Origin of the sequence: Lysinibacillus fusiformis (assembly GCF_002845985.1) — a bacterium.
GTDB lineage: Bacteria > Bacillota > Bacilli > Bacillales_A > Planococcaceae > Lysinibacillus > Lysinibacillus fusiformis_D.
The window spans coordinates 66,026-87,995 of record NZ_PDFK01000005.1 but is presented as its reverse complement, the minus strand read 5'-3'; the positions used below and the strand labels follow the sequence as shown (position 1 = coordinate 87,995).

Genomic DNA, 21,970 nt, shown 5'->3' with positions numbered 1-21,970 from the left:
TATCTCTTCTTTTGACATGAGCAACAAAGAAATTTTGCTGTTTCGTATTAATAAGTCTATGCATTTTTCATATACATTTTATATTGAGTTATTTCTAAATTAAGGAGAGAATACATGTGGACATAATCGTAAGACCAGGAGATTCACTTTGGCATTTCAGTGAAGTGTTTAAAATACCGCTTCAACTAATTTTAGATTCCAATGAAAATATAAATCCCCAATTTTTAAGAGTTGGACAAAGCATTCGTATTCCTGGTTTTGTGACCATCGACTATCAATTGAAACAAGGGGACTCTTTTTGGCAAATTGCACAGAGTCAAAACCTCCCCCTAGTCGCCCTATTACTCGTTAATCCAGGTCTCAATCCAAATCGCTTACAAATTGGTCAGATGATTCGTATACCACAACGTATTACGTGGCGTTTAGTTGATGGTAAGCAAAATTATACGTATACCCGTATGGTGAATGATCTTAATAAACTAATTGATGCTTATCCTTTTCTTCACAATTCAACTATTGGCAGTTCCGTTTTAGGGAAAGGTCTACCTGAGTTGTTGATTGGCAATGGAGCTAAACGTGTTCACTATAACGGCTCCTTCCATGCAAATGAATGGATTACTACACCTATTATTCTAACATTTTTAAACGACTATTTGCTCGCCCTCACCAACCAAAGTAGCATTCGTGGCATCTCTCCATTCTCTCTTTACCAGCAAACCTCTCTTTCTATCGTACCCATGGTGAATCCTGATGGAGTGGATTTAGTAATACAAGGTCCCCCAAATGATACAACATTAAGAAATCAACTAATTACATGGAATAATGATAGCTCTGATTTTTCTGGCTGGAAAGCAAACATCCATGGCATCGATTTAAATGATCAATTTCCTGCACAATGGGAGTTAGAAAGTGCCCGTAACCCTAAGACACCAGGGCCTAGAGATTATGGTGGTGACAGACCTTTATCTGAACCTGAAGCTATTGCGATGGCTGACTTGACTAAACTACGTGATTTTTCAAGAGTACTAGCCTTTCATACACAGGGGCGTGTTATTTATTGGGGCTTTGAAAATCTTGAGCCTCCAGAATCAGAGGTACTTGTGAATGAATTTAGTAGAGTTAGCGGCTATGAACCCATTCAATCTGCAGGAAGCTATGCAGGCTATAAAGATTGGTTCATCCAAGATTGGCGTAGACCTGGCTTTACCGTTGAGCTAGGAAGCGGTACGAATCCTTTGCCAATCAGTCAGTTTGACGAAATTTATGAGGAAGCCCTCGGAATTTTTCTTGCAGCATTATATATGTAAAAGTATTGTTTGAGCTCTATTCGCTATGAAATTGTCCTTTGCGGCATTTCAGTGAATGGAGTTTTTTCATGAAGAGGAATTGGACATAATTGCCAAAAAGGAAAAATAAATTACTTTGACAGGTAGAGTAATGTTTGCTACTATTACTCTGACAGATAGAGCAATAAATAAAGTAGGTGACTTATGGTTCGCAGTGATATTATCCGAGGACATTTGGATTCGATTATTTTACGGCTAATTTCAGAAAAAGATCGTTATGGCTATGAAATTTCTCAGGAAATAAGTCTCCGTACAAACAATCGATTTCAAATCAAGGAAGCAACTTTGTATGCCGTTTTTCAACGTCTGGAGAAAAAGGAAATTATTGAAGCCTATTATGGCGATGTTTCACATGGAGGCAAAAGAAAGTATTACCGTATTACCTCATTAGGTAAAGCCTATTTAAATGAGTTAGTGAAAGAATGGTCAGAAGTAAAGGAAATAATCGATTTATTTATGGAGGGCTTTGAATGAAAAGAATAAAAAACCATATTGATGAGCTTTTTAAGGATATTCCTCGTAATAACGAGACTGAAATGGTCAAACAAGAAATCATTGAAAATCTTGAAGAAAAAGTATTTTACTTGATGGATCAAGGAAAGGAACAAGAAGATGCCATCAATAAGGCGATTGTAGAATTCGGAGATATTGAAGATTTGAAAAAGGAATTGGGTGTTAAGGAGCCTGCTAAGAAAAACATGGAAAAACTAAATTTAGAGTTTTCCATCTGGGGGAGTGGCTTAATCATTGCATTTTTTATCTTTATTAATCTTTATTACACTCCACATACAGTTTGGGCCATCTATCCAATCTTCGCAATACTTTGGTGGCCTTTATCAATGTACTTTGTATGGTCACGTAAGAAATGGGGTGAATGAACATGAGGAACTTTATTAACTTTTCTTTAGCCGGGAGCCTGATGACCATGATTTTTTTAGGGATCGTCAATTACACGACATCACCGCAAACAATGTGGTTTATATATCCTTGCCTGCTGCTCTTGCTATGGCCAATTACGCTATTTTTTATGTCTAATAAAATGTATAAACAATACTCTATCGTTTGTAGTGCAATGATTATCGCATTTCTTATCGTTGAAAATTATTTATATGCACCAAATCATTTATGGTTTATCTATGCTATTTATCCAATTATCTGGTGGCCGATTCTTATGTACTTAGGTGAAAAAGCAAAAACTTTAAAAACAGCACTCATCGGCTGTGCTTCCACAATTATTTATTATGCATTCCTGAATATCATGCTGTCTCCTCAATATCCTTGGGCGATTTATCCCGCGTTTTTAATTATGTGGTGGCCTCTAGCTTTATATCATGCTCAACGGAAAACGTTTGTAGCATTCTCCGTGACAGCTTCATTGCTAATTAGTATCTTTTTCATTATTGTTAACGTCGTTTCTTCACCTACGGTTATATGGGCGATCTACCCTATTTTTGTTACGCTATGGTGGCCGCTAAGTATGTATTTTTATGTGTATAAAAGAAAAATGTATCAAGCTACCTTTACGAAACGCATGTAAAGAAGGGATTCTATGAAAGCTATTAAAAAATTCGTCAAATATCTTGTCATTATCATGAGCTCCTTACTTTTACTAGCACTTCTATTCCCAACATGGACATCATCTATAAAGGGAACTAATAGCATTAGTACATTAGAGCAGGTAGCAATTAACGACAGTGACCATGAAATTATGATACGTGGGCAAAACAAAGATAATCCTGTGATCATCTTTGTCCACGGTGGACCTGGCTGTTCTGAAATCCCCTATGCCAAAAAATATCAAGATTTGCTGGAAACCGAATTTACCGTGGTCCATTACGATCAACGGGCTAGCGGGAAATCCTATCATTTTTTCGAGGACTATTCTAATCTTTCATCTGACCTGCTTGTGGAGGATTTATTAGCACTGACTGATTATATAGCTAATCGCCTAGACAAAGAAAAAATCATCTTAATCGGTCATTCCTATGGTACATATATTGCCACACAAGCAGCTGCTAAAGCTCCTGAAAAATATGAAGCCTACATTGGTATTGGTCAAATGAGTAATACCATTGAAAGTGAAATGGATAGTTTACAGTACACCATCCTACAGGCTCAACTCAAAGGGAACACAGAAGATGTTGTATATTTACAAAGGTTAACGGAAGACATTAATAAGGGTAAGACATTTACACCCCGCCATTACGTAAATAAATATGGAGGAGCCACAAGAAACATTGATAACCCTGACGGCAATATGTTAGGAATGCTATTCAGTGCAGAATATAATTTATTGGATATGATCCGCTACAACAAAGGCCTATCATTATCTCAAGAAGCATTATTAAAAGAGGTCATGCAACATCCATTACCTACTAAAGTTAATAGACTAGACCTCCCCTTCTATTTTGTAATGGGTGACTACGACTATCAAACATCATCGAATACCGCTAAAAAATACTTCGACCAAATAGATGCCGAGAAAAAAGAATTTATAGCATACGAACACTCTGCACACTACCCACAGTTCGAAGAAAAAGATAGATTTTTTGAATGGATGCGTGTGACTTTTAAACAATAAATTTTTTAAGAGCTATTCTATGCTTGGAAAGATTTATTTAATTGCTATATAATTTAATTATTAAATATTTTAATGGACGTGATTATATGGCAGATAGTCTACACAATGTAGAAATCATTATGAAAGAAATGCTGGACATTCAGCAAAAATCAAAAATGTTTGTGGAACTTTTAACTAAAGGGGAAGCATTGTCACAAAACCAATTGATTTTACTTCTGCAACTAAAAATAAATAATGGAATGAAGGCAACAGAAATCGCTGACTTCTTTAGTGTAACACCTGGAGCTGTAACTTCCATGTGTGATAAGCTGGAAAAGCTAGAGCTGATTCAACGAATTAGAGAAAATAATGATCGTCGTGTTGTCAAAATGGCTTTAACCAATAATGGTGATCAGAAGGTCCAAGAAATTTTCTTAAAGTTTTCTCAGGATAAACTGGCAGACATGGCTAACATCTTACGTGAAGTAAATCAATTAATGAATAATATTTTTTAGGATTTCAACAAATTGAAATCCTTTTTTTATTGCTCAAATTTTAGGGAATTCTTTTGTTCTTGACAAAAGGGAGATGCATATAATTTAATTAATATATATTTTAATAATTAAAATATATATTAATTAAATTAAAATGAGGTGATTTTTTATGTTTCAAAAACTTCGTACGCTAACACTAACGAATGGTCGCATTAAACATCTGGATACTGGGTATGAGCAATTAAATATTCGAGGAGCTGTAGCTTTACATCAAGAAGTACACTTAAAAAAGGTGTCCACTCATGGTCATAGCTCCTTTTATTGCTCTGTTACTGCCCAGGTATTTAACAGTTCAGGCTCATGCACATTAAAGGATTATTGTGAGATCGAAGAACTAACAAACGCTGGAAACATTCAAATACGTAATGGATGTGTCCACAAGATCAATAGTTCTGGGAAATTCATAATTGAGGAGAAATTACAGAGCAGACGGTTCGACGCTATTGGTGTAGTAAAAGCTGAAGAAATAGTGGCTAATCATTTTCAGTTGAAATTATCGGGGGAAAGTGAAATTAGCAAGCTACTAGCGGACAATGTAGTGATAGAAAAAGATCGAGTGACACTTCTTCCATTATTTAAGAAAAGGTTAAGTTGCCATACAATCAAAGGAAAACAACTGCAACTATCGTATACAGATGCACACATTGTTGACGGCGAAGTAGTTAGAGTGGGAGAAAACTGTCTAATTGAGACGCTTTACTATACAGATGATTATACGATTGCTTCAAACGCAAAGGTATACCACATTATACGGAGGGAAAAAGAATGACATTCCTAAAAATGCTACAAGCCTTTTTTTGCTCATTAGCCCTAGTTGTCTTATCCGTTCTTTACATTGGCTTACTTGTAAGTGCTGTTCTATCTATACTCGCTGGCATGTTACGAACATTCGGACTAGATCAAATTAAAATGAGCATCTGGTATGATGTAGACCTCCCAATTCTATTCAGCATCCCCCTAGCACTGCTAGTAGCTGTACTACTATTCCTTTGTGCCACCTATATCAAACGCTCTATGGTATTTTGTTTATCAAAGCTTCGAATTTAGATAACATGATTAAACAATCTTCCATTTTCGTTAATCTAGTGTATTCAGGCACAATTGGAACTCCGAGGATTGACAATAAAAGTCATGAATTAATATTTGTTACTAGTTTTAGAAAAAGGCGTATTCTTAATGGAATATGCCTTTTTACATTTTTAATAGAAGACATAGTAAATAGAGAAAAATAGCAAAACTTGTAAGTAGTAACTTAGGAGATGCAATCCAGCGAAAACAGCACCAATGGGCAAAATCACAAATATGATACTGACAACCACAAGATGAACCTATATAAAAGCCATACATCGTATTTTCTTGATTAGGTACAATTGGGAATATGACATTCATTATAAAAATGAAAAGAGATACTCCAAAATCGTTTATTTTGCCCTCACATATAAATAATGAACAGTATGATAATACATGTGAAAATTATCTTTCCTGTCCTATCCCCATTCAGAAAGTAACCATGGACGCAATATTACTAAAGTTCCCCTTCAAGAAATTGGATAAGATAGAACTCAGGCTTAGCTAGGAACTCTGTGAAATTGCATAAATCTGCATATTCCTCATGCTCCACATCATAGCATCCAACTTGTCCCTCACCTTCCGGGTTCCAAACTACTTGTAAATCAGAATAATTGTCGACATTGGCTGAAAGAAGAAGCAGCTTTTGTTGACCAAACTTCATCTCAATTGTATCCGTTAGGTTAAAAAAATCGATATAGTGAATGTCATAATCATTTGGTGCAAGTTTGAGATGCAATTGATCACCTGTCAGAAAATCAAGCAATTCCTTTGGTAATTTATATTTTTGTAACGCACACCTTTTATTCTCTATCGAATGAAGCTCTATAGGTTCGAGTGCTTTTAAATAATTGGCAAGCTCCTTATTTTTCATACCTAGTGCAATAGTATAAGGGCGTTGCCCATCTTTCTCCGTTAAAGTGATACTTGCACCTCGTTCAATTAAATATTTCACCATAGTGATATTGCCCATTCGTGTTGCAACTGTTAATGGTGTTGCTCCATAGGGATAGACCATGTCAGGCTTTTGGTAATTAATATCTACTCCTTGTTCAAGTAAATAATTGACTGTTTTCTTATCAAAATCAGATACAGCTTGTCGTAATACTGCCCCTCCATACTCTTTCACATCAAGTCCGAGTTCATGAATAAGCGGGATATTTCTTTTATTTCCATAGTATGCCTGTAAATAAGCTCCAGAGCCAACTTGATTATGTCCATCTAGTTTTGCGCCTTGTTCAACAAGGTAACGCACTATTTCCTCCTTACAATAACGAACAGCTCGTAAAAAAGCTGGATTCTTTTTAACATTTAAATTTACGTTATACGCAACTAATAGTTTTACTACATCAAATTGCTGTGCAATTAATGCTAAATCCAATGGGCTTAATGATGTATGCTTACTTAAATGGATTTCCTCTTCAATATTCCAGCCTTTATCCTTGGCTTCTTGCAACGCAGTTAAATCTCCAGCATAGATATGCATTGCAAGCTCCGGTATTTCCCTAAATGTTCCAATGTCTTGTAGCTTAATCATCTTTAGATTGGCCTCCTTCATACATTTATAAAGAGTATAGAAAACAACTACTTACAAAACAACAGGAAATAGGACTACAGTTTAATCAATAACAACTGATATTTATATTCATTTTCAAGGTTCATTTATTAAAAAAGCAACTAGGTTAGACATTTCCCAGGAAAAGATATTTGCAAAATAAAAGGAGCCCTCAATCCTGAATAGATTGAGGGCCTGTCTTAAACGCTTATATGAATTGCCTTTATTTTAAACAAAGAGCTTTATCTGTTGTTGCATTAATTTCTTTTAGAAGCTCTGGGTTTTCTGCTAATGATAAACCATAAGATGGAATCATTTCTTTAATTTTTGTTTCCCACTCTTTAATATGTTGAGGGAAACATTTATTAAGAACTTCAAGCATAACATGCACAGCCGTAGACGCACCTGGTGAAGCTCCAAGTAAAGCTGCAATCGATCCATCAGCAGCACTTACAACTTCTGTACCAAATTGGAGTGTTCCTTTGCCGCCAGCTTCTGTATCTTTAATAACTTGTACACGTTGACCAGCTACGATAATATCCCAGTCATCGCTCTTCGCATTTGGAATGAAATCACGTAACTCTTCCATACGTTGTTCTTTTGAAAGCATAAGCTGTTGGATTAAATATTTTGTTAATCCCATCTCTTTCACGCCTGCCGCTAATAATGTTGTAATATTATGCGGTTTTACAGAAGCAAATAAATCCATATTGGAACCCGTTTTTAAAAACTTAGGTGAGAAACCTGCGAATGGTCCAAATAGTAATGATTTCTTATTATCAATATAACGTGTATCAAGATGCGGAACTGACATTGGTGGAGCACCAACTTTTGCTTTTCCGTAAACTTTTGCATGATGTTGTTCAGCCACTTCTGGATTATTACATGCTAAGAATAGACCGCTAATTGGGAACCCACCAATATGTTTCCCTTCAGGAATACCTGATTTTTGTAATAATTCTAGGCTTCCTCCACCAGCTCCAAGGAAGACAAATTTTGCTGAATGATATTCCATTTTACAGCCGTCTAAATCATGCACACGTACTTCCCATGAACCATCACTAGCTTGTTTTAAACTTTCAACACTATGGTTGTAGTTAACATCCACATCTTTGGATTTTAAGTGGTCAATTAACATACGTGTTAAAGCACCAAAGTTAACATCCGTACCCGTGTCAATTTTTGTTGCAGCAATGTCTTCACCCGCTGGACGATTCTCCATAATAAGTGGAATCCATTTTTTTAGTGTTTCAGGGTCATTAGAAAATTCCATTCCTTCAAATAAAGGATTTTTTATCATCGTTTCATGACGTTTCTTTAGAAACTCAACATTTTCTTTCCCTTGTACTAAACTCATATGTGGTAAAGGCATAATGAAGTCTTGTGGATTATTGATCAGCTTATTGTTTACAAGATACGACCAAAATTGTCTTGAAACTTGGAACTGTTCATTAACATTAATCGCTTTTTTGATATCGATTGATCCGTCTTTTTTCTCTGAAGTGTAGTTCAGCTCACATAATGCAGCATGTCCAGTTCCCGCATTGTTCAATTCGTGAGAACTTTCTTCGCCTGCTTTCTCAAGCTTTTCAAACACTGTAATTTTCCAATCTGGTGCTAATTCTTTGAGCAATGTTCCCAAAGTTGCACTCATGATTCCGGCACCAATTAAGATAACATCTGATTTAATTTGTCTGTTACTCATTTTTACCTTCCTTATATGTTAAGATTTGCAGAAAGGATGTTAGCACTCCCGCTTTAGAAGTACTGTAAGCCATGGAGCAACCTTGGAGCACACCATTTCTGTATCAATTATTACCTTATTGCAGTTTATCACAATTAGTTCAAGAATAAAATATCAACTATTTATATGAGAGTTATCAGCTTTTTTCGAGCCTTTCCATTCATAACTCAAGCAAAAAAACAACTTTTTATTCTAGTTAAAACTTGGTTTTTTTAAGCTTTATGGAATATTCGCCCTAAAAATGGTTGACATTTTCATAAAAAATAGATTCTTTTTATTATTATATCTCTATAATAACATAGCGATAGGCCGCCCGTCTTGTTTTTGAACTAGCTCCCTATTCTTCAAGATACACTGTCGATTGGGCTTTCAATATGCCAACCATCACTATGAAAACCACTCATTTGCAGTAACACATAATCGACTAATGCTTCATATAATGTCATCATCTGTTGTGCATTGTCCTCCTGCATTGCATGGACAAACATGTTTTTAAAAGCCACATCTAGAAATGCTAGCTTACTATATTTTTGAAAATAGATTGGATCTTCAAGATAGGGCATAGATTTGACAAGAAGGAACTATTTCTACATTCAAAAACTGACAGTACTCCATAAACAAATTTGCTAATTCGTTATGATAGGTAAAGTTAAAGTCTTTTCTCTCTTGCTCATAACAGTCCTTTAAATTATCCAGTGCATTCCATACTCCATATTTTTTTATTTCTATTACTGTTTTATTCATTACTTTATATTTTTTTGAGCCACTCTTCTGCTTCAAATTTTTAGTTTTTTTATTATTCTAGTATAATTAAATACTATTCTACTTGTTTTAAATTGCAACATCGACATGGTTCTCCGTCTATTAAAATCTCTTGGTAATACTTTCGAATTTGAGCTGGTGGATTCGCAAAGTATTCAATTAAAAAGCCATTCACTACTCGATTGCTTCTTTCTTTTCACTCCACATGATCTGCCAAAATAATATGTATATCGATATCAGAGCGTTTTGAGGGTTACCCTGTAACATAACTCCCACAAACTAGTGCTCCTACGACATCCCCTCGATCTTTCCAATCTTTCAAGAATGTTTCAAGTGCTAATGTCCATTTGTCCATTGATCATGGACTTCCTTTTTGCTATGTCATTTTTTATTCTACACTATTCAAACAACAGAAAATCCATAATGACGTTTTCTGTTTTAATTAATTGGTTGCATGTGGGGCAAAAATTATCCTAATGAAAAAACCGCACTCTTTTAGGTACGGTTCTCAACATGCTAGAATAAATCAGCTAAAAATGTTTGTATTGATGTAGGTAATAGCTGAAAGAATAATCCCTCATATTTAATATCGAGTACACCAGCAATAACAATGACAGCAAAAATTAAAAACAGAAAGATTTTCTTATTTTTAGAAATCCACTTCAATAGATTCCACTCCTCTAGCTTTATAGTAAACATTTTCAGTATAGATGGGTTCATAAAAAATAGTAATCCCTAGTTACTGCCTGTCACCTAAATTTCCTATACTACATACATTAAAATGATACGGTACAATTTAGAATTATGTAAGAAGGGAATGACTATGGTCAATTTTAAATCTTTTCGTGGTGTCGTCACACAAATCAGTGATTTTCCAGTAGGGCAAAACGGGGATAAGGAAGGTTGTTATAAAATGATGACCTTAGAAGATGGAGCTGGCGGGGTCGTCAACTTTGTTATTTCTCCTTCTACTTATTTTGTTCATCATGAAATCGTTACGACAGGGGAATGGGTCACAGGCTATTATGATGGGGATGCACCTGTACCAATGATTTATCCACCCCAATATCGTGCTTTAATTATTGTTAAAGATAGCAACTATCAAAATGTAAAGGTAGATTTTTTTAATCATCAATTGCTAAGTAGTGATGGCCTATTGCAATTAAACCTTTCTCCTACTACTGTTATCTCGCTTAAAAATGGGCAGCCCTTTTCTAAAAGCCCTGCCAATCGAAACCTCATTGTCTTTTATGGACCTACCACTCGGAGCATTCCTGCCCAAACCACACCATACGAAATCATTGTTTGGTGTTAACCTCATCATTGAAATAAGCAACGGCTTAAACCTCATTACGAGAATTTAAGCCGCTTTCCTCTGTGATTACCTATTCATATCATCTTTCATTTCATGTAATTGCTGTTTAATCTGCTCTAGGCTTTCTTTATTTTGCTGCACAATATCTAAATGTTCACCATATTGCTCTGCATTGAAACGTGCATTTTCGGCATGCTTTATTTGATTGAAAGCATGCTCTAACGCTATTTCCTCTGGATGTAATTTAGCATGCTTCAACAAACGATCTGCCTTTAGCACTGAGTTACTAAACAATGTACTAGGATGATCTTGCTTCCAACTTGTATCGGAATGTTTAGCCAATGTATACATCTTCCCTTCTTAAAAAATTTCATTGTTCTAGATGTAGTATTATGAATTGATTCGAAAATATGTATGGTAAATAATCCTCCCAACACAATATTTCCCAGGCGATATTTAAAGAACTAAGGCATCCGCTGCCTTAGTTCTTTTCCCAATGTCATGAATAGTTGTCAAATATCAATTAGTGCCATGCAGTCCGTTCACTGACAGGTTGCTTGATGCCTGTTTTCCCTTGTGTTTCAGCAAAATTATTGACCTGTGCTGAAGACGCATCAAGCTCAAATTCAGCTCCAAACTCTTCCTGATGGAGTTTTTGACGCTGTTTATTTGATTTGTTTGCACTACTCGTTCCAGTTGCTTTTGCATTGTTACGATTTGTTTTCATATTTGACATAACCATCCTCCATCGAGTATTTGAAAAGCTCTAACATCGACTAAATGTTTTATGAACTTTTCATTCTCAAGTTTGTCCATAGAGCAAGAAAACAATGTGCATTAAATTTTTTATTTAGCTAAGTATAGTGTTGAGGCTTTTTTCCATTTCTAATTGTTAGTAAGTCGCTTGCAATCTTATTTTCTTTCTGACTATAATACTTGTATACAAGTATACTCAAAATCAAAAAGGGTGATTTTATGAGCCAATCTAAGGACTATTTATACCCACAAAAATGGCTTTCTAAAGCTTCAACAGGCGATCGTGTAGCCTATGAACTTAGAATGCGCATTATTTCAGGCTTAATTGAAAGCGGTACCATTCTTTCTGAAAACAAACTAGCAGCTGATTTTGAAGTAAGTCGTTCACCTATTCGTGAAGCCTTAAGAATACTAGCGTCTGAAAATATCATTCGATTAGAGAAAATGGGCGCTGTTGTCATTGGTTTATCAGAAAAAGAAATTGAAGAAATTTATGATGTTCGTCTGTTGATTGAAACATTCGTGTTTGAACGTCTCATAAAAATGGATACAACTAGCTTAGCAATAGAGCTGAGCAAAACATTAGAAATGATGAAGGTTGCCATTAAATATAACGATGCCGACGAATTTTCTTATCAGGATGTTATGTTCCACGAGGCAATTATTCGTTCCATCGATCATTCTTATATGACGATGATTTGGAATAATTTAAAGCCAGTAATGGAAGGCCTTATTTTGTTATCTATGCGCATGCGCTTCCAAGAAAAATATGAGGATTTCACTCGTATTGTGAAAAACCATGAGCTGTATATTGATGCGATCAGAGCAAAAGATCGAGAGCTCATGATTAAATCCTTACATGAAAATTTTGATGATGTTCAAGGCAAGGTAGAAGATCTATGGCGGTCACAGCAAATGCTATCTAAAGGGGTTGAGCCACAAAATGACTAACTATATGTTAGGTGTTGATATAGGGACTACTAGCACCAAAGCCGTATTATTTAGTGAACAAGGCAAGGTTATTCAACAAGAGAATATTGGGTATCCATTATATACACCTGATATTTCAACAGCTGAGCAAAATCCAGAAGAGATTTTTCAAGCTGTGCTGCAAGCCATTACCCACATTATGAAAGTCCATTCTGACAAATCATTATTATTTGTTTCCTTTAGTAGTGCTATGCATAGTGTTATTGCTGTAGACAAGGATGATCAACCCTTAACACCTGTTATCACTTGGGCGGATAATCGTAGTGAGGCATGGGCACATAAAATTAAAGATGAATGGAATGGACATGAGGTTTATAAAAGAACTGGTACACCTATTCATCCAATGTCTCCATTAAGCAAAATTACTTGGCTTGTAAACGAGCATCCTGAAATCGCTCAAAAAACAAAGAAATACATTGGCATTAAAGAATATATTTTTAAGAAGTTTTTCGATCAATACGTTGTGGATTATTCTTTAGCTTCATGTATGGGTATGATGAATCTCCATACATTAGATTGGGACGAAGAAGCTTTAGCCATTGCAGGTATTACGAAAGCACAATTATCGACTCTTGTACCTACAACGCAATCGTTTTCTAACTGTAATGTCCGTTTAGCTAAACAAATTGGTATTGATCCTCAAACACCGTTTATCATTGGTGCAAGTGATGGCGTACTGTCCAATTTAGGTGTTAACGCAATTAGAGAAGGTGAAATTGCTGTCACAATTGGGACAAGTGGTGCTATCCGTACTATTATCGATAAGCCCAAAACAGATGTGAAAGGTAGAATTTTCTGTTATGCCTTAACAGAAAATCATTGGGTTATCGGCGGACCCGTAAACAATGGTGGTATGGTATTACGCTGGATTCGTGATGAGTTTGCTTCTTCTGAGATCGAAACAGCCAAAAGACTAGGTATTGATCCATATGAAGTGTTAACAAAAATTGCAGAACGTGTAAGACCTGGTGCTGATGGACTGCTATTCCATCCTTATTTATCAGGTGAACGTGCACCTTTATGGAATCCAGATGTACGTGGTTCATTTTTCGGTTTAACAATGTCACATAAAAAAGAACATATGATACGAGCCGCTCTCGAAGGGGTTATCTACAATTTATATACGGTCTATTTAGCATTACTCGAGTGTATGGAAAGCCCTGTCACACGTATCCAAGCAACAGGTGGTTTTTCACGCTCTGAGATTTGGAGACAAATGATGGCTGATATTTTTGAATCGGAAGTAGTAGTACCTGAAAGCTATGAAAGTTCCTGTCTCGGTGCTTGTATTTTAGGCTTATATGCGATTGGAAAAATTGATTCCTTTGATGTTGTCGCTGATATGGTTGGTGACACTTATAAACATACCCCAATCGAAGAGGCGGCCAAAGAATATAGACAATTGCTCCCCATTTTCATTCGTTTATCTAGAGTGTTAGCAGATGATTATGCGTCAATTGCTCATTATCAAAGGAGCTTAATTAAGCCCGACTAAAGAGGAGGAGAATACATGCCATTAGTTATTGTAGGTATTGGTATTATTGCGCTATTAATTTTAATCATGGGCTTTAAATTAAATACATTTATCTCATTAATCATTGTTTCATTTGGTGTGGCATTGGCTCTCGACATGCCTTTAGATGTCATCGTGAAAACGATTGAAGCAGGATTAGGTGGTACGCTAGGTCACTTAGCATTAATATTTGGACTTGGAGCTATGCTTGGCAAGTTAATTGCGGATTCAGGCGGTGCCCAGCGCATTGCCATGACCCTTGTAAACAAATTCGGTGAAAAGAACATCCAATGGGCTGTTGTAGCCGCATCCTTTATTATCGGTATCGCTCTTTTCTTTGAAGTAGGGCTTGTGCTATTAATCCCTATTGTCTTCGCCATTTCAAGACAATTAAAAGTTTCTATTTTATATTTAGGAATTCCTATGACAGCAGCCTTATCCGTCACACATGGATTTTTGCCACCACATCCAGGACCAACCGTCATCGCTGGTGAATTCGGGGCAAATATTGGTGAGGTCTTGCTTTATGGCTTTATCATCGCCATTCCAACCGTTATTTTAGCAGGGCCATTATTTACAAAGTTGGCGAAAAGATTAGTGCCTGAATCATTCAACAAAACTGGGAATATTGCTTCTTTAGGTGAACAAAAAACATTTGAATTAGAGGATACCCCTAGCTTTGGCATAAGTGTCTTCACTGCACTATTACCTGTGATTTTAATGTCCCTTGCCACTATTATTACACTGCTACAAAAAACAATGGGCTTTGAAGATAATGGCCTCTTAGCAGGTATCCGCTTCATCGGTGAAGCTGGTACGTCCATGCTAATCTCCTTATTAGTAGCTGTTTATACAATGGGAATAGCCAGAAAAATTCCGATTAAGCAGGTAATGGAATCCTGTACAACAGCCATTTCACATATCGGTATGATGCTTTTAATCATTGGGGGCGGTGGCGCCTTTAAACAGGTATTAATCGATGGGGGTGTTGGGGATTACGTTGCCGAGCTATTCCATGGAACTACCTTATCACCGATTTTACTTGCGTGGATAATTGCCGCTATTTTACGTATTTCATTGGGGTCTGCTACAGTGGCTGCTTTAACAACAGCAGGGCTAGTCATTCCAATGTTAGGTCAAAGTGACGTGAATCTCGCTTTGGTTGTGCTGGCAACGGGTGCAGGAAGCTTAATTGCTTCACATGTCAATGATGCTGGTTTCTGGATGTTTAAAGAATATTTTGGGTTAAGCATGAAGGAAACGTTTGCTACATGGACGTTGCTAGAAACAATTGTATCTGTAGCTGGTTTAGGATTTATTTTATTACTTAGTTTATTCGTTTAAGAAATGTAAAAAAGGAGCGAGCACAATGTTAAATACAATAGGCGTTATTGGTTTAGGTGTTATGGGCAGTAATATTGCTTTAAACATGGCTAATAAGGGCGAGCAAGTGGCCGTTTATAATTACACACGAGATTTAACCGACAAACTACTACAAAAGGTCGAAGGACAAGCGCTTACTCCTTACTATGATATCGAAGAGTTCGTACAATCTTTAGAAAAACCAAGAAAGATATTTTTGATGGTGACAGCTGGGAAGGCTATTGATTCCGTTATTCAATCTGTAGTGCCATTCCTTGAAAAAGGCGATATTATTATGGACGGTGGTAACTCTCACTATCAAGATACAGAGCGTCGATATGATGAATTAAAAGCACAAGAAATCGGTTATTTAGGAATTGGGATTTCAGGCGGTGAAGTGGGCGCATTGACAGGGCCATCTATCATGCCTGGTGGTGATCAGGAGGTCTATGACAAAGTAGCACCTATACTTACAAAAATCGCAGCACAAGTGGATGTTACACCATGCTGTACGTATATAGGTCCTAAAGGTGCAGGCCACTTTGTTAAAATGGTGCATAACGGGATCGAGTATGCAGATATGCAGCTAATTGCTGAGGCCTATACGTTTTTAAGAAAAAATGTAGGATTATCTGTTGAGGAAATTGCTGATACTTTTGAAACATGGAATCAAGGCGAATTAAAAAGCTATTTGATTGAAATTACAGCTGAAATTTTAAGAAAAAAGGATGAAGTAACAGGTTTACCACTAATCGATATGATTCTTGATAAAGCAGGTCAAAAAGGTACTGGAAAATGGACTAGTATGCAATCCATTGATAACGGTATCCCTACATCGATTATTACAGAAGCCTTATTCGCTCGCTATATTTCATCATTAAAAGAGGAGCGGGTTCGAGCTGAAGCTATACTGTCAGGGCCGAACTACAATCCACAAAATCAAGATAAAGATGTGTGGATAGAAAACGTACGTCAAGCCTTATATATGGGTAAAATCTGTGCATATGCACAAGGCTTCACACAATATAAAATGACATCTGAGCTTTACAACTGGAACTTGCCATTAAAGGATATTGCCTTAATTTTCCGCAGTGGCTGTATTATTCGTGCAGAATTTTTAAATGTGATTAGTGAAGCCTACCAACAGCAACCTACACTTGATAATTTACTAATTGACTCTTACTTTGCAGAAAAGACAAAGGACTATCAAAACGGCTTAAGAAAAATAGTTTGTGAAGGCATTCAAGCAGGTAATGCGTTCCCATGTCTAAGTGCTTCTCTCACATATTACGATAGTTATCGAACAGGCTCATCTAATGCGAACATGTTACAAGCACAACGTGATTATTTTGGCGCCCATACGTATGAACGTACTGATGCAGAAGGTGTTTTCCATACAAATTGGTAATTAAAAAGCTAAAATATACATCATTCCTTCCATGAATGATCGTATATTTTAGCCTTTTTTATTCTAAATAAACATGTACTCGATTACGCCCTGCTTGCTTTGCTCCATACAGTGCCTTATCCGCTTTATTTAAAAGCTGATACAATGTATCTTCTTCATTTGTTCCTTCAGCCACTCCACAGCTAATAGTAGCGTAAATAGCCCCCTCAATAGTCATAAGAGGTTGTGTTTCTACACAGTGACAGAGCTGCTTAGCTAATGCTTCCCCCTTAGACAATGAATAGCCCTTGAGTGCAAGAACAAATTCCTCACCACCATATCTTGCAAAAAGCTCGCCTTTTTTCAGTTGACTCTGACAAACCTGTACAACATGAACAAGTAGCTGATCGCCGACAGCATGACCATACGTATCATTGACACTTTTAAAATAATCAATGTCCATTAATACTACTGTAAATGCTGTTGATGATGCTCTTATCTCGCTGAAGGCTTGATTACATTGTTGAAAAAATGCTCGACGATTATAGATTTGTGTCAGTTCATCATAATAAGCCTGTTGTTCTAACATCCGTTGTAGCTTCTTTAACTCTGTAATGTCGGTAAAAATGAGTAAATGCCCATTACCATGATTAACATGCCGTAGCGCTGATATGCGTACCTGGTAAGTATGACTCATAAGATCAAGCTCTATTTCTTGCGTATTCATCGTCGTCTCTAATGTAAATGGCATCGTTTGCCCAGTTACTTCAAGCCATAGCTTCCTAAAATCCACACCAAACATAGACCGAGTTAGTTGAGGGAACACCTTGCTACATGCTTGATTAAACTCTATTAATCGAAACGACTCATCTAACACAATGACCCCATCATTGATACTTTGGAATATAGCATCTTTGGCAACAGGCATTACACTAAATAAACGGGAGGAATTAATAGACCATAAATACAACAGAGAAGAAATCCATAAGACCATTGGAACAGGATCAACCCCTTGAGGTGTTAGACCCAATAAGTATATAAAAGCAGTGATCATAGGAATTAACTGACCACACATTAAGGCAATCAGTTGTTGGCGATAAGTTTTACTTGTTTCTTTCCAATACTTTACTATTAGTAAAAAGGATACAAACATACAGCCAAACGTAAATATACCATGAATGATGTACCATATACCGATTTCCTGATAAACATAAGGAGCCCCTAACACGGGATCAACTTCAAATATCTTATAATGAAAATGGTGCATATCATTTGTAGCAACCATTATTAAACTAATAAAAGGGATAGCTAGAAGGGCCATTATCTTTTTCCTTGACAAATGAAAGCCCAAATATTGCATGATAAACAATAAACCGAGCGGTGTTGAAAAAGCCATGCCTACATATTGAATGGCTGTCCAAAACTTTATTGCGTCCAGTGTTGTAGCTATTAAACCAAAAGCAGAGGCAAAACAATATACCGTAATTAACGCCGTATACCCTATAAACAATTGCGCAATTTTTGCGTAATTGTAGCGTTGTAGAAATACGTATAAACATAAATACAAATTTAGAAAACCCGATGTACAGCTAAGAGTAATAAAAGCAGTCAATTGCGAATTCATGTGTATGTACCTCTTTAAATTTTTTATTTTTAATGTAGCATACATGCAAAATTTTGTGGATTTATTTATTATCTAAAATGAAAAGAGAATGTTAAGGAGTACCCATATGACGAATAAGGACAACCTAGAAATCATTTTCCACCCTGATTCAGCCGAAAGCCTAACACACCCCTTTTATAAAAAACAAATCGTTTTTACAGGGGCTCTTTCTACAATGACCCGTTCAGAGGCTGCCAAACAAGTAAAAGCCTGTGGAGGGTCCTTGCAGGGAGCTGTTACACAGCAAACGGATTTCGTCATTCTTGGAGATAAACGTCGTGGCATCAGTAGCAAACAGCATAAGGCTGAACAGCTAGTTACTCAAGGGCACGACATCCAAATACTGATAGAGGACGATTTTTTATGGCTTATTTCAATACCAAAGGAAATTGACAAGTAAAAAGAGTATGTAAGATTTCACCTCTTACATACTCTTTTATGTCTATATTATTGTTTTTATCAATAAATTCTAGATTAACTATTTATTGACCTTAGGCGCTGGATAATCAAAGCCTTTTGTATCCACTTCTACCTTTTTCATTTGCTGATCTTCTAGCGGCTTATCTGTGGCATCTCGCTCAACCGCAACAATGGCATCGACTGTTTCCATACCCTCGATCACTTTCCCAAAAGCAGCATAATCCCCATCAAGATGTGATGCTTCCTTTACCATAATGAAAAATTGTGAACCTGCAGAATTAGGATCTTGCGAACGAGCCATCGAAATAACACCACGTTCATGCTTCATATTATTGTCAAATCCATTTGATGAAAACTCACCATCAATTGAATAATCAGGTCCACCAGTACCATTCCCTAAAGGATCTCCACCTTGAATCATAAAATCAGGAATTACACGTTGGAAAATAAGACCATCATAAAATCCTTCTTTCACTAAGGAAATAAAATTAGCGACTGTATTCGGGGCGACAGTAGGTTCTAATTCAATGACAATTTTTTCATCATTGCTCATCGTAATCGTCACAATTGGATTTTCCTTCACTTCCGCCGCATAATCCACTGTGTCTCCTTCAGATTTTGCTTTGTCTTTAGCGGTACCACAGCCTGTTAAAACAAAAGTGATTGCTAGTAATGATAACACTAAATAAACACCTTTATTACGTGCGAACATATTTTTCAGCTCCTCTACTTAACCATCTATTCATTATAAAACTATCCGATTGCTTAAGACAAATAAATCCAATACTCCTATCGTTTCTTCCTTATCGACCCGATATTTAGTTTGTAATACTATACTCATCTCGAGCCTTATTCTATTAAAAACAAGTACCAGCCTCCTTTATGACTGGTACCTAATTTGATTACTAAGTGAGTTCATGTTAAAAATACACCTGACTTTAATAAATGAGAATTCCTTTGTCTAAAACAGATTGATTTTGAACCTGATTTCCTAAAATATATAGCCTTTTTAGGTTAGGCATATTCACTAAAGGCTCTACATCTGAAATAGCGTTATTTTCTAAATGAAGCACCTCGATTTGTTGCCAATTTTTCATGAAATGTAACGATTGAAGTGAACTATCCTGTAATGTGAACGAACGTAAAGCTGAAAGACCAGCAAAGTAAGGCATGATCTTATCAACCTCATCTATCCAATCACTATTACCTATTTGAATCGATACATCATTCAAAGTTAAATGTTCCAGCACGTTGTTTGTTAATGGTTGTTGACTATTAAATTGAAAATTGCATTCAGAACAATTTAATGTCTTTACGTGCTGTAAATTGAATAAGTCACCTGTTTCTTCATAAAAAATGGTCTCGTTAAAATGAATTGTTTGCAAACTAGGTAGGTCATTTAAGGAACGAACGCCCGTGAAAACCCCATACTCCTTGACTGTAAGCTTTTCTAGCTGTGGGTATTTCAGAAATGCTGCACCATTCAATTGCGATTCCGATCCACTTATATAAACAGTCAAATCTTTTAAAGTGGGTGCCTCTAACTTTTGTATAAAAGAACCCTTTAGCTCCGCCTTCTTCAAATTGGGTGCTGTAATCGGCGATGTATCGCCATAATAACCAGCTAATGATAACTCAGTGAGTGATGTCAGACTGTTCACAATATCAAGCAATTCAAATTGACCTGGAGAAGATAAACGTAGCTTTGTCAAAGATGATTTATTTCTAAGCTTTTCTAAATTGGCAATGTTCATATTTTCGAGATCAAGCGATTGTAGGTTAGGCATATTTTGTAAAAAATCAAGCGTTTTTAAATTTCTTACCGATGTAAGCTTCAATTCTTGTAATTGATTCAGTGAATAGAAGGAGCTAAAATCGGTCGCTTCACTATTGTCTATCGCTAACGACTCTAAATCAGTTAATGTAGACAACCACTTCAAATCATTGGAAAATTTTAAAGACAATGATTTTAGTGACAATTTATTAAGAAGCTCAAAATCCTTAACTTCTTCAGTCACATAAGATATTTCAAGTGATTGGAGATTCGGAAACTCTAATAATAAAGCAAGTTCCTCATTACTTCGAATTTGGATAGAGAGCTCTACAATATTAGACTTATCGCTAAAATATTCCGCAATTTTACTAAATGATTCATTAAAGCTACCTGTATAGCTTTTTAAGTTTTTCAGATGTCGAAAGCTTACCTTTTCACTTTGTGCTATTTCATAATCATTCATGAGCTTCAATACAGTTAGTCCAGTAAAGGCTTCAAAGTCCTTTTGTTCGATTTCTTGCGTATTTAATAACTTATCCATCATGATATAGGTAGAAATTTCAGCTTCCTTATTTGTAAATGGATCGTCTAGACTGTAATCAAAATGCCATTGATCATCAGAATAGTAGGGGGCCAAATATCGAATACTTGCAATCTCTTCTTTAGTTGGCATTGCTCCACCCTTATCAAAAATGTCCCTTAAAAAGAATAGAAGCACTTCACTTTCAGGCATTGTTCGAACAGCTATTTCTTCACGGTTTCCATGCTCTGTTTGATTACTACTAAAAAGAAAATACCCAAGAATGGCACACAAGAAGACAAACGGTACAATAAGAAGTGCCTTTAAATTCGTTTTGGGACGTGTAGCTGTATTAGGAGCAGCTGTACCATAATAATGATTAATCGTTTGATCTACATAATAGACTTTATTTTCTTTCAGCATTATTTCAGTTTCACAAAAAGGACATTTAAATGATTGCCCTTCTTTATATTCAATTTTCCCATTACAATTCGGACAATTTAGTTGAATTAATTCCACTGGCAGTCCCTCCCCAGCTCTATTTTTCATTAAGCTTAGTTGTCTGAAAAATAAATGTCAATATTTCTATGAAATACTAATTATATCTTTTACCATGTTCAAGACCCTAAACGGCAGCGAGGATCTATCAAGGTTTTTCCCCTTTTCCTTCTCATCAAATTT

24 protein-coding genes are annotated in these 21,970 nt (G+C 36.1%); 14 read left to right on the top strand and 10 right to left on the bottom strand.

Features of this window, described 5'->3' with window-relative positions; translation table 11 throughout:
* Positions 1-116 precede the first annotated feature (116 nt).
* The 8 genes from CRI88_RS16455 to CRI88_RS16420 all read left to right on the top strand — a co-directional run bounded on the left by CRI88_RS16455 (position 117) and on the right by CRI88_RS16420 (position 5,507).
* Positions 117-1,307 (top strand): M14 family metallopeptidase, encoded by a 1,191-nt coding sequence (locus tag CRI88_RS16455; protein WP_101966868.1) that lies wholly within the window; start codon positions 117-119, stop codon positions 1,305-1,307.
* Positions 1,308-1,490: 183 nt separating this feature from the next.
* Entirely contained in the window at positions 1,491-1,820 is a 330-nt protein-coding gene (locus CRI88_RS16450; protein WP_036119488.1) for a PadR family transcriptional regulator, read from the top strand.
* Positions 1,817-2,224 carry a permease prefix domain 1-containing protein gene (locus CRI88_RS16445; protein WP_101966867.1) on the top strand — a complete coding sequence of 136 codons (408 nt, stop codon included), beginning with the start codon at positions 1,817-1,819 and terminating at the stop codon, positions 2,222-2,224. The genes CRI88_RS16450 and CRI88_RS16445 overlap by 4 nt, the downstream gene beginning before the upstream one ends.
* A gap of 41 nt (positions 2,225-2,265) precedes the next feature.
* The gene (locus CRI88_RS16440) at positions 2,266-2,883 is read left to right on the top strand and encodes a hypothetical protein (RefSeq protein WP_257982924.1); all 618 of its coding nucleotides are present in this window, start codon (positions 2,266-2,268) and stop codon (positions 2,881-2,883) included.
* Between the two features lie 12 nt (positions 2,884-2,895).
* Positions 2,896-3,927, top strand: a complete 1,032-nt coding sequence (locus CRI88_RS16435; RefSeq protein WP_101966865.1) for an alpha/beta fold hydrolase — start codon at positions 2,896-2,898, stop codon at positions 3,925-3,927.
* Between the two features lie 86 nt (positions 3,928-4,013).
* Entirely contained in the window at positions 4,014-4,421 is a 408-nt protein-coding gene (locus CRI88_RS16430) for a MarR family transcriptional regulator (protein WP_101966864.1), read from the top strand.
* 148 nt (positions 4,422-4,569) lie between these two features.
* The gene (locus tag CRI88_RS16425; RefSeq protein WP_101966863.1) at positions 4,570-5,229 is read left to right on the top strand and encodes a hypothetical protein; all 660 of its coding nucleotides are present in this window, start codon (positions 4,570-4,572) and stop codon (positions 5,227-5,229) included.
* Positions 5,226-5,507: a hypothetical protein gene (locus CRI88_RS16420; protein ID WP_036127135.1), complete on the top strand. Its 282-nt coding sequence runs from the start codon at positions 5,226-5,228 to the stop codon at positions 5,505-5,507. The genes CRI88_RS16425 and CRI88_RS16420 overlap by 4 nt, the downstream gene beginning before the upstream one ends.
* A 478-nt stretch (positions 5,508-5,985) precedes the next feature.
* On the opposite strand, the gene CRI88_RS16415 is transcribed toward CRI88_RS16420, so the two are convergent.
* From CRI88_RS16415 to CRI88_RS16400, 5 genes are all read right to left on the bottom strand, one after another.
* Positions 5,986-7,065: an ankyrin repeat domain-containing protein gene (locus tag CRI88_RS16415; protein WP_101966862.1), complete on the bottom strand. Its 1,080-nt coding sequence runs from the start codon at positions 7,063-7,065 to the stop codon at positions 5,986-5,988.
* Positions 7,066-7,306: 241 nt separating this feature from the next.
* Positions 7,307-8,788, bottom strand: a complete 1,482-nt coding sequence (locus tag CRI88_RS16410; RefSeq protein ID WP_036127138.1) for a malate:quinone oxidoreductase — start codon at positions 8,786-8,788, stop codon at positions 7,307-7,309.
* A gap of 383 nt (positions 8,789-9,171) precedes the next feature.
* Entirely contained in the window at positions 9,172-9,390 is a 219-nt protein-coding gene (locus CRI88_RS22990; protein WP_257982922.1) for a hypothetical protein, read from the bottom strand.
* Positions 9,377-9,571 carry a DNA replication complex GINS family protein gene (locus CRI88_RS22985; RefSeq protein ID WP_257982921.1) on the bottom strand — a complete coding sequence of 65 codons (195 nt, stop codon included), beginning with the start codon at positions 9,569-9,571 and terminating at the stop codon, positions 9,377-9,379. Before CRI88_RS22985 ends, CRI88_RS22990 begins: the two co-directional genes overlap by 14 nt.
* Before the next feature lie 534 nt (positions 9,572-10,105).
* The gene (locus CRI88_RS16400; protein WP_230593948.1) at positions 10,106-10,255 is read right to left on the bottom strand and encodes a hypothetical protein; all 150 of its coding nucleotides are present in this window, start codon (positions 10,253-10,255) and stop codon (positions 10,106-10,108) included.
* A gap of 157 nt (positions 10,256-10,412) precedes the next feature.
* Between CRI88_RS16400 and CRI88_RS16395 the strand changes: the two genes are divergently transcribed.
* The gene (locus CRI88_RS16395; RefSeq protein ID WP_036127141.1) at positions 10,413-10,904 is read left to right on the top strand and encodes a hypothetical protein; all 492 of its coding nucleotides are present in this window, start codon (positions 10,413-10,415) and stop codon (positions 10,902-10,904) included.
* A 66-nt stretch (positions 10,905-10,970) separates the two neighbouring features.
* Here CRI88_RS16395 and CRI88_RS16390 read toward each other — a convergent pair whose 3' ends face one another.
* On the bottom strand, positions 10,971-11,246 hold the full coding sequence (locus CRI88_RS16390; protein WP_036127166.1) for a hypothetical protein: 276 nt from the start codon (positions 11,244-11,246) through the stop codon (positions 10,971-10,973).
* Between the two features lie 181 nt (positions 11,247-11,427).
* Positions 11,428-11,640, bottom strand: coding sequence for a hypothetical protein (locus CRI88_RS16385; protein WP_058844097.1), 213 nt, complete (start codon positions 11,638-11,640; stop codon positions 11,428-11,430).
* Between the two features lie 239 nt (positions 11,641-11,879).
* On the opposite strand from CRI88_RS16385, the gene CRI88_RS16380 reads away from it, so the two are divergent.
* Genes CRI88_RS16380 through gnd form a run of 4 tightly spaced genes read left to right on the top strand, consistent with a single transcriptional unit; the run spans position 11,880 to position 16,933 of the window.
* Positions 11,880-12,611 carry a GntR family transcriptional regulator gene (locus CRI88_RS16380; RefSeq protein ID WP_036127145.1) on the top strand — a complete coding sequence of 244 codons (732 nt, stop codon included), beginning with the start codon at positions 11,880-11,882 and terminating at the stop codon, positions 12,609-12,611.
* On the top strand, positions 12,604-14,145 hold the full coding sequence (gene gntK, locus CRI88_RS16375) for a gluconokinase (protein WP_101966861.1): 1,542 nt from the start codon (positions 12,604-12,606) through the stop codon (positions 14,143-14,145). The genes CRI88_RS16380 and gntK overlap by 8 nt, the downstream gene beginning before the upstream one ends.
* 15 nt (positions 14,146-14,160) lie before the next feature.
* The gene (locus tag CRI88_RS16370) at positions 14,161-15,507 is read left to right on the top strand and encodes a GntP family permease (RefSeq protein ID WP_036127149.1); all 1,347 of its coding nucleotides are present in this window, start codon (positions 14,161-14,163) and stop codon (positions 15,505-15,507) included.
* Between the two features lie 25 nt (positions 15,508-15,532).
* A complete protein-coding gene (gene gnd / locus CRI88_RS16365) occupies positions 15,533-16,933 on the top strand; it encodes a decarboxylating NADP(+)-dependent phosphogluconate dehydrogenase (RefSeq protein ID WP_101966860.1) in 1,401 nt (466 codons plus the stop codon).
* Positions 16,934-16,991: 58 nt separating this feature from the next.
* Here the strand turns inward: gnd and CRI88_RS16360 are convergent, their stop codons facing one another.
* Complete coding sequence (locus CRI88_RS16360) at positions 16,992-18,536, bottom strand: histidine kinase N-terminal 7TM domain-containing diguanylate cyclase (protein ID WP_036127153.1); 1,545 nt, start codon at positions 18,534-18,536, stop codon at positions 16,992-16,994.
* 106 nt (positions 18,537-18,642) lie between these two features.
* Here CRI88_RS16360 and CRI88_RS16355 point away from each other — a divergent pair, with 106 nt between their 5' ends.
* Entirely contained in the window at positions 18,643-18,975 is a 333-nt protein-coding gene (locus CRI88_RS16355; RefSeq protein WP_036127155.1) for a BRCT domain-containing protein, read from the top strand.
* Positions 18,976-19,053: 78 nt separating this feature from the next.
* Here the strand turns inward: CRI88_RS16355 and CRI88_RS16350 are convergent, their stop codons facing one another.
* Both CRI88_RS16350 and CRI88_RS16345 read right to left on the bottom strand, forming a co-directional pair.
* The gene (locus tag CRI88_RS16350) at positions 19,054-19,707 is read right to left on the bottom strand and encodes a peptidylprolyl isomerase (RefSeq protein ID WP_089933336.1); all 654 of its coding nucleotides are present in this window, start codon (positions 19,705-19,707) and stop codon (positions 19,054-19,056) included.
* A 226-nt stretch (positions 19,708-19,933) separates the two neighbouring features.
* Positions 19,934-21,808, bottom strand: a complete 1,875-nt coding sequence (locus tag CRI88_RS16345) for a leucine-rich repeat domain-containing protein (protein ID WP_058844093.1) — start codon at positions 21,806-21,808, stop codon at positions 19,934-19,936.
* Positions 21,809-21,970: the final 162 nt, after the last annotated feature.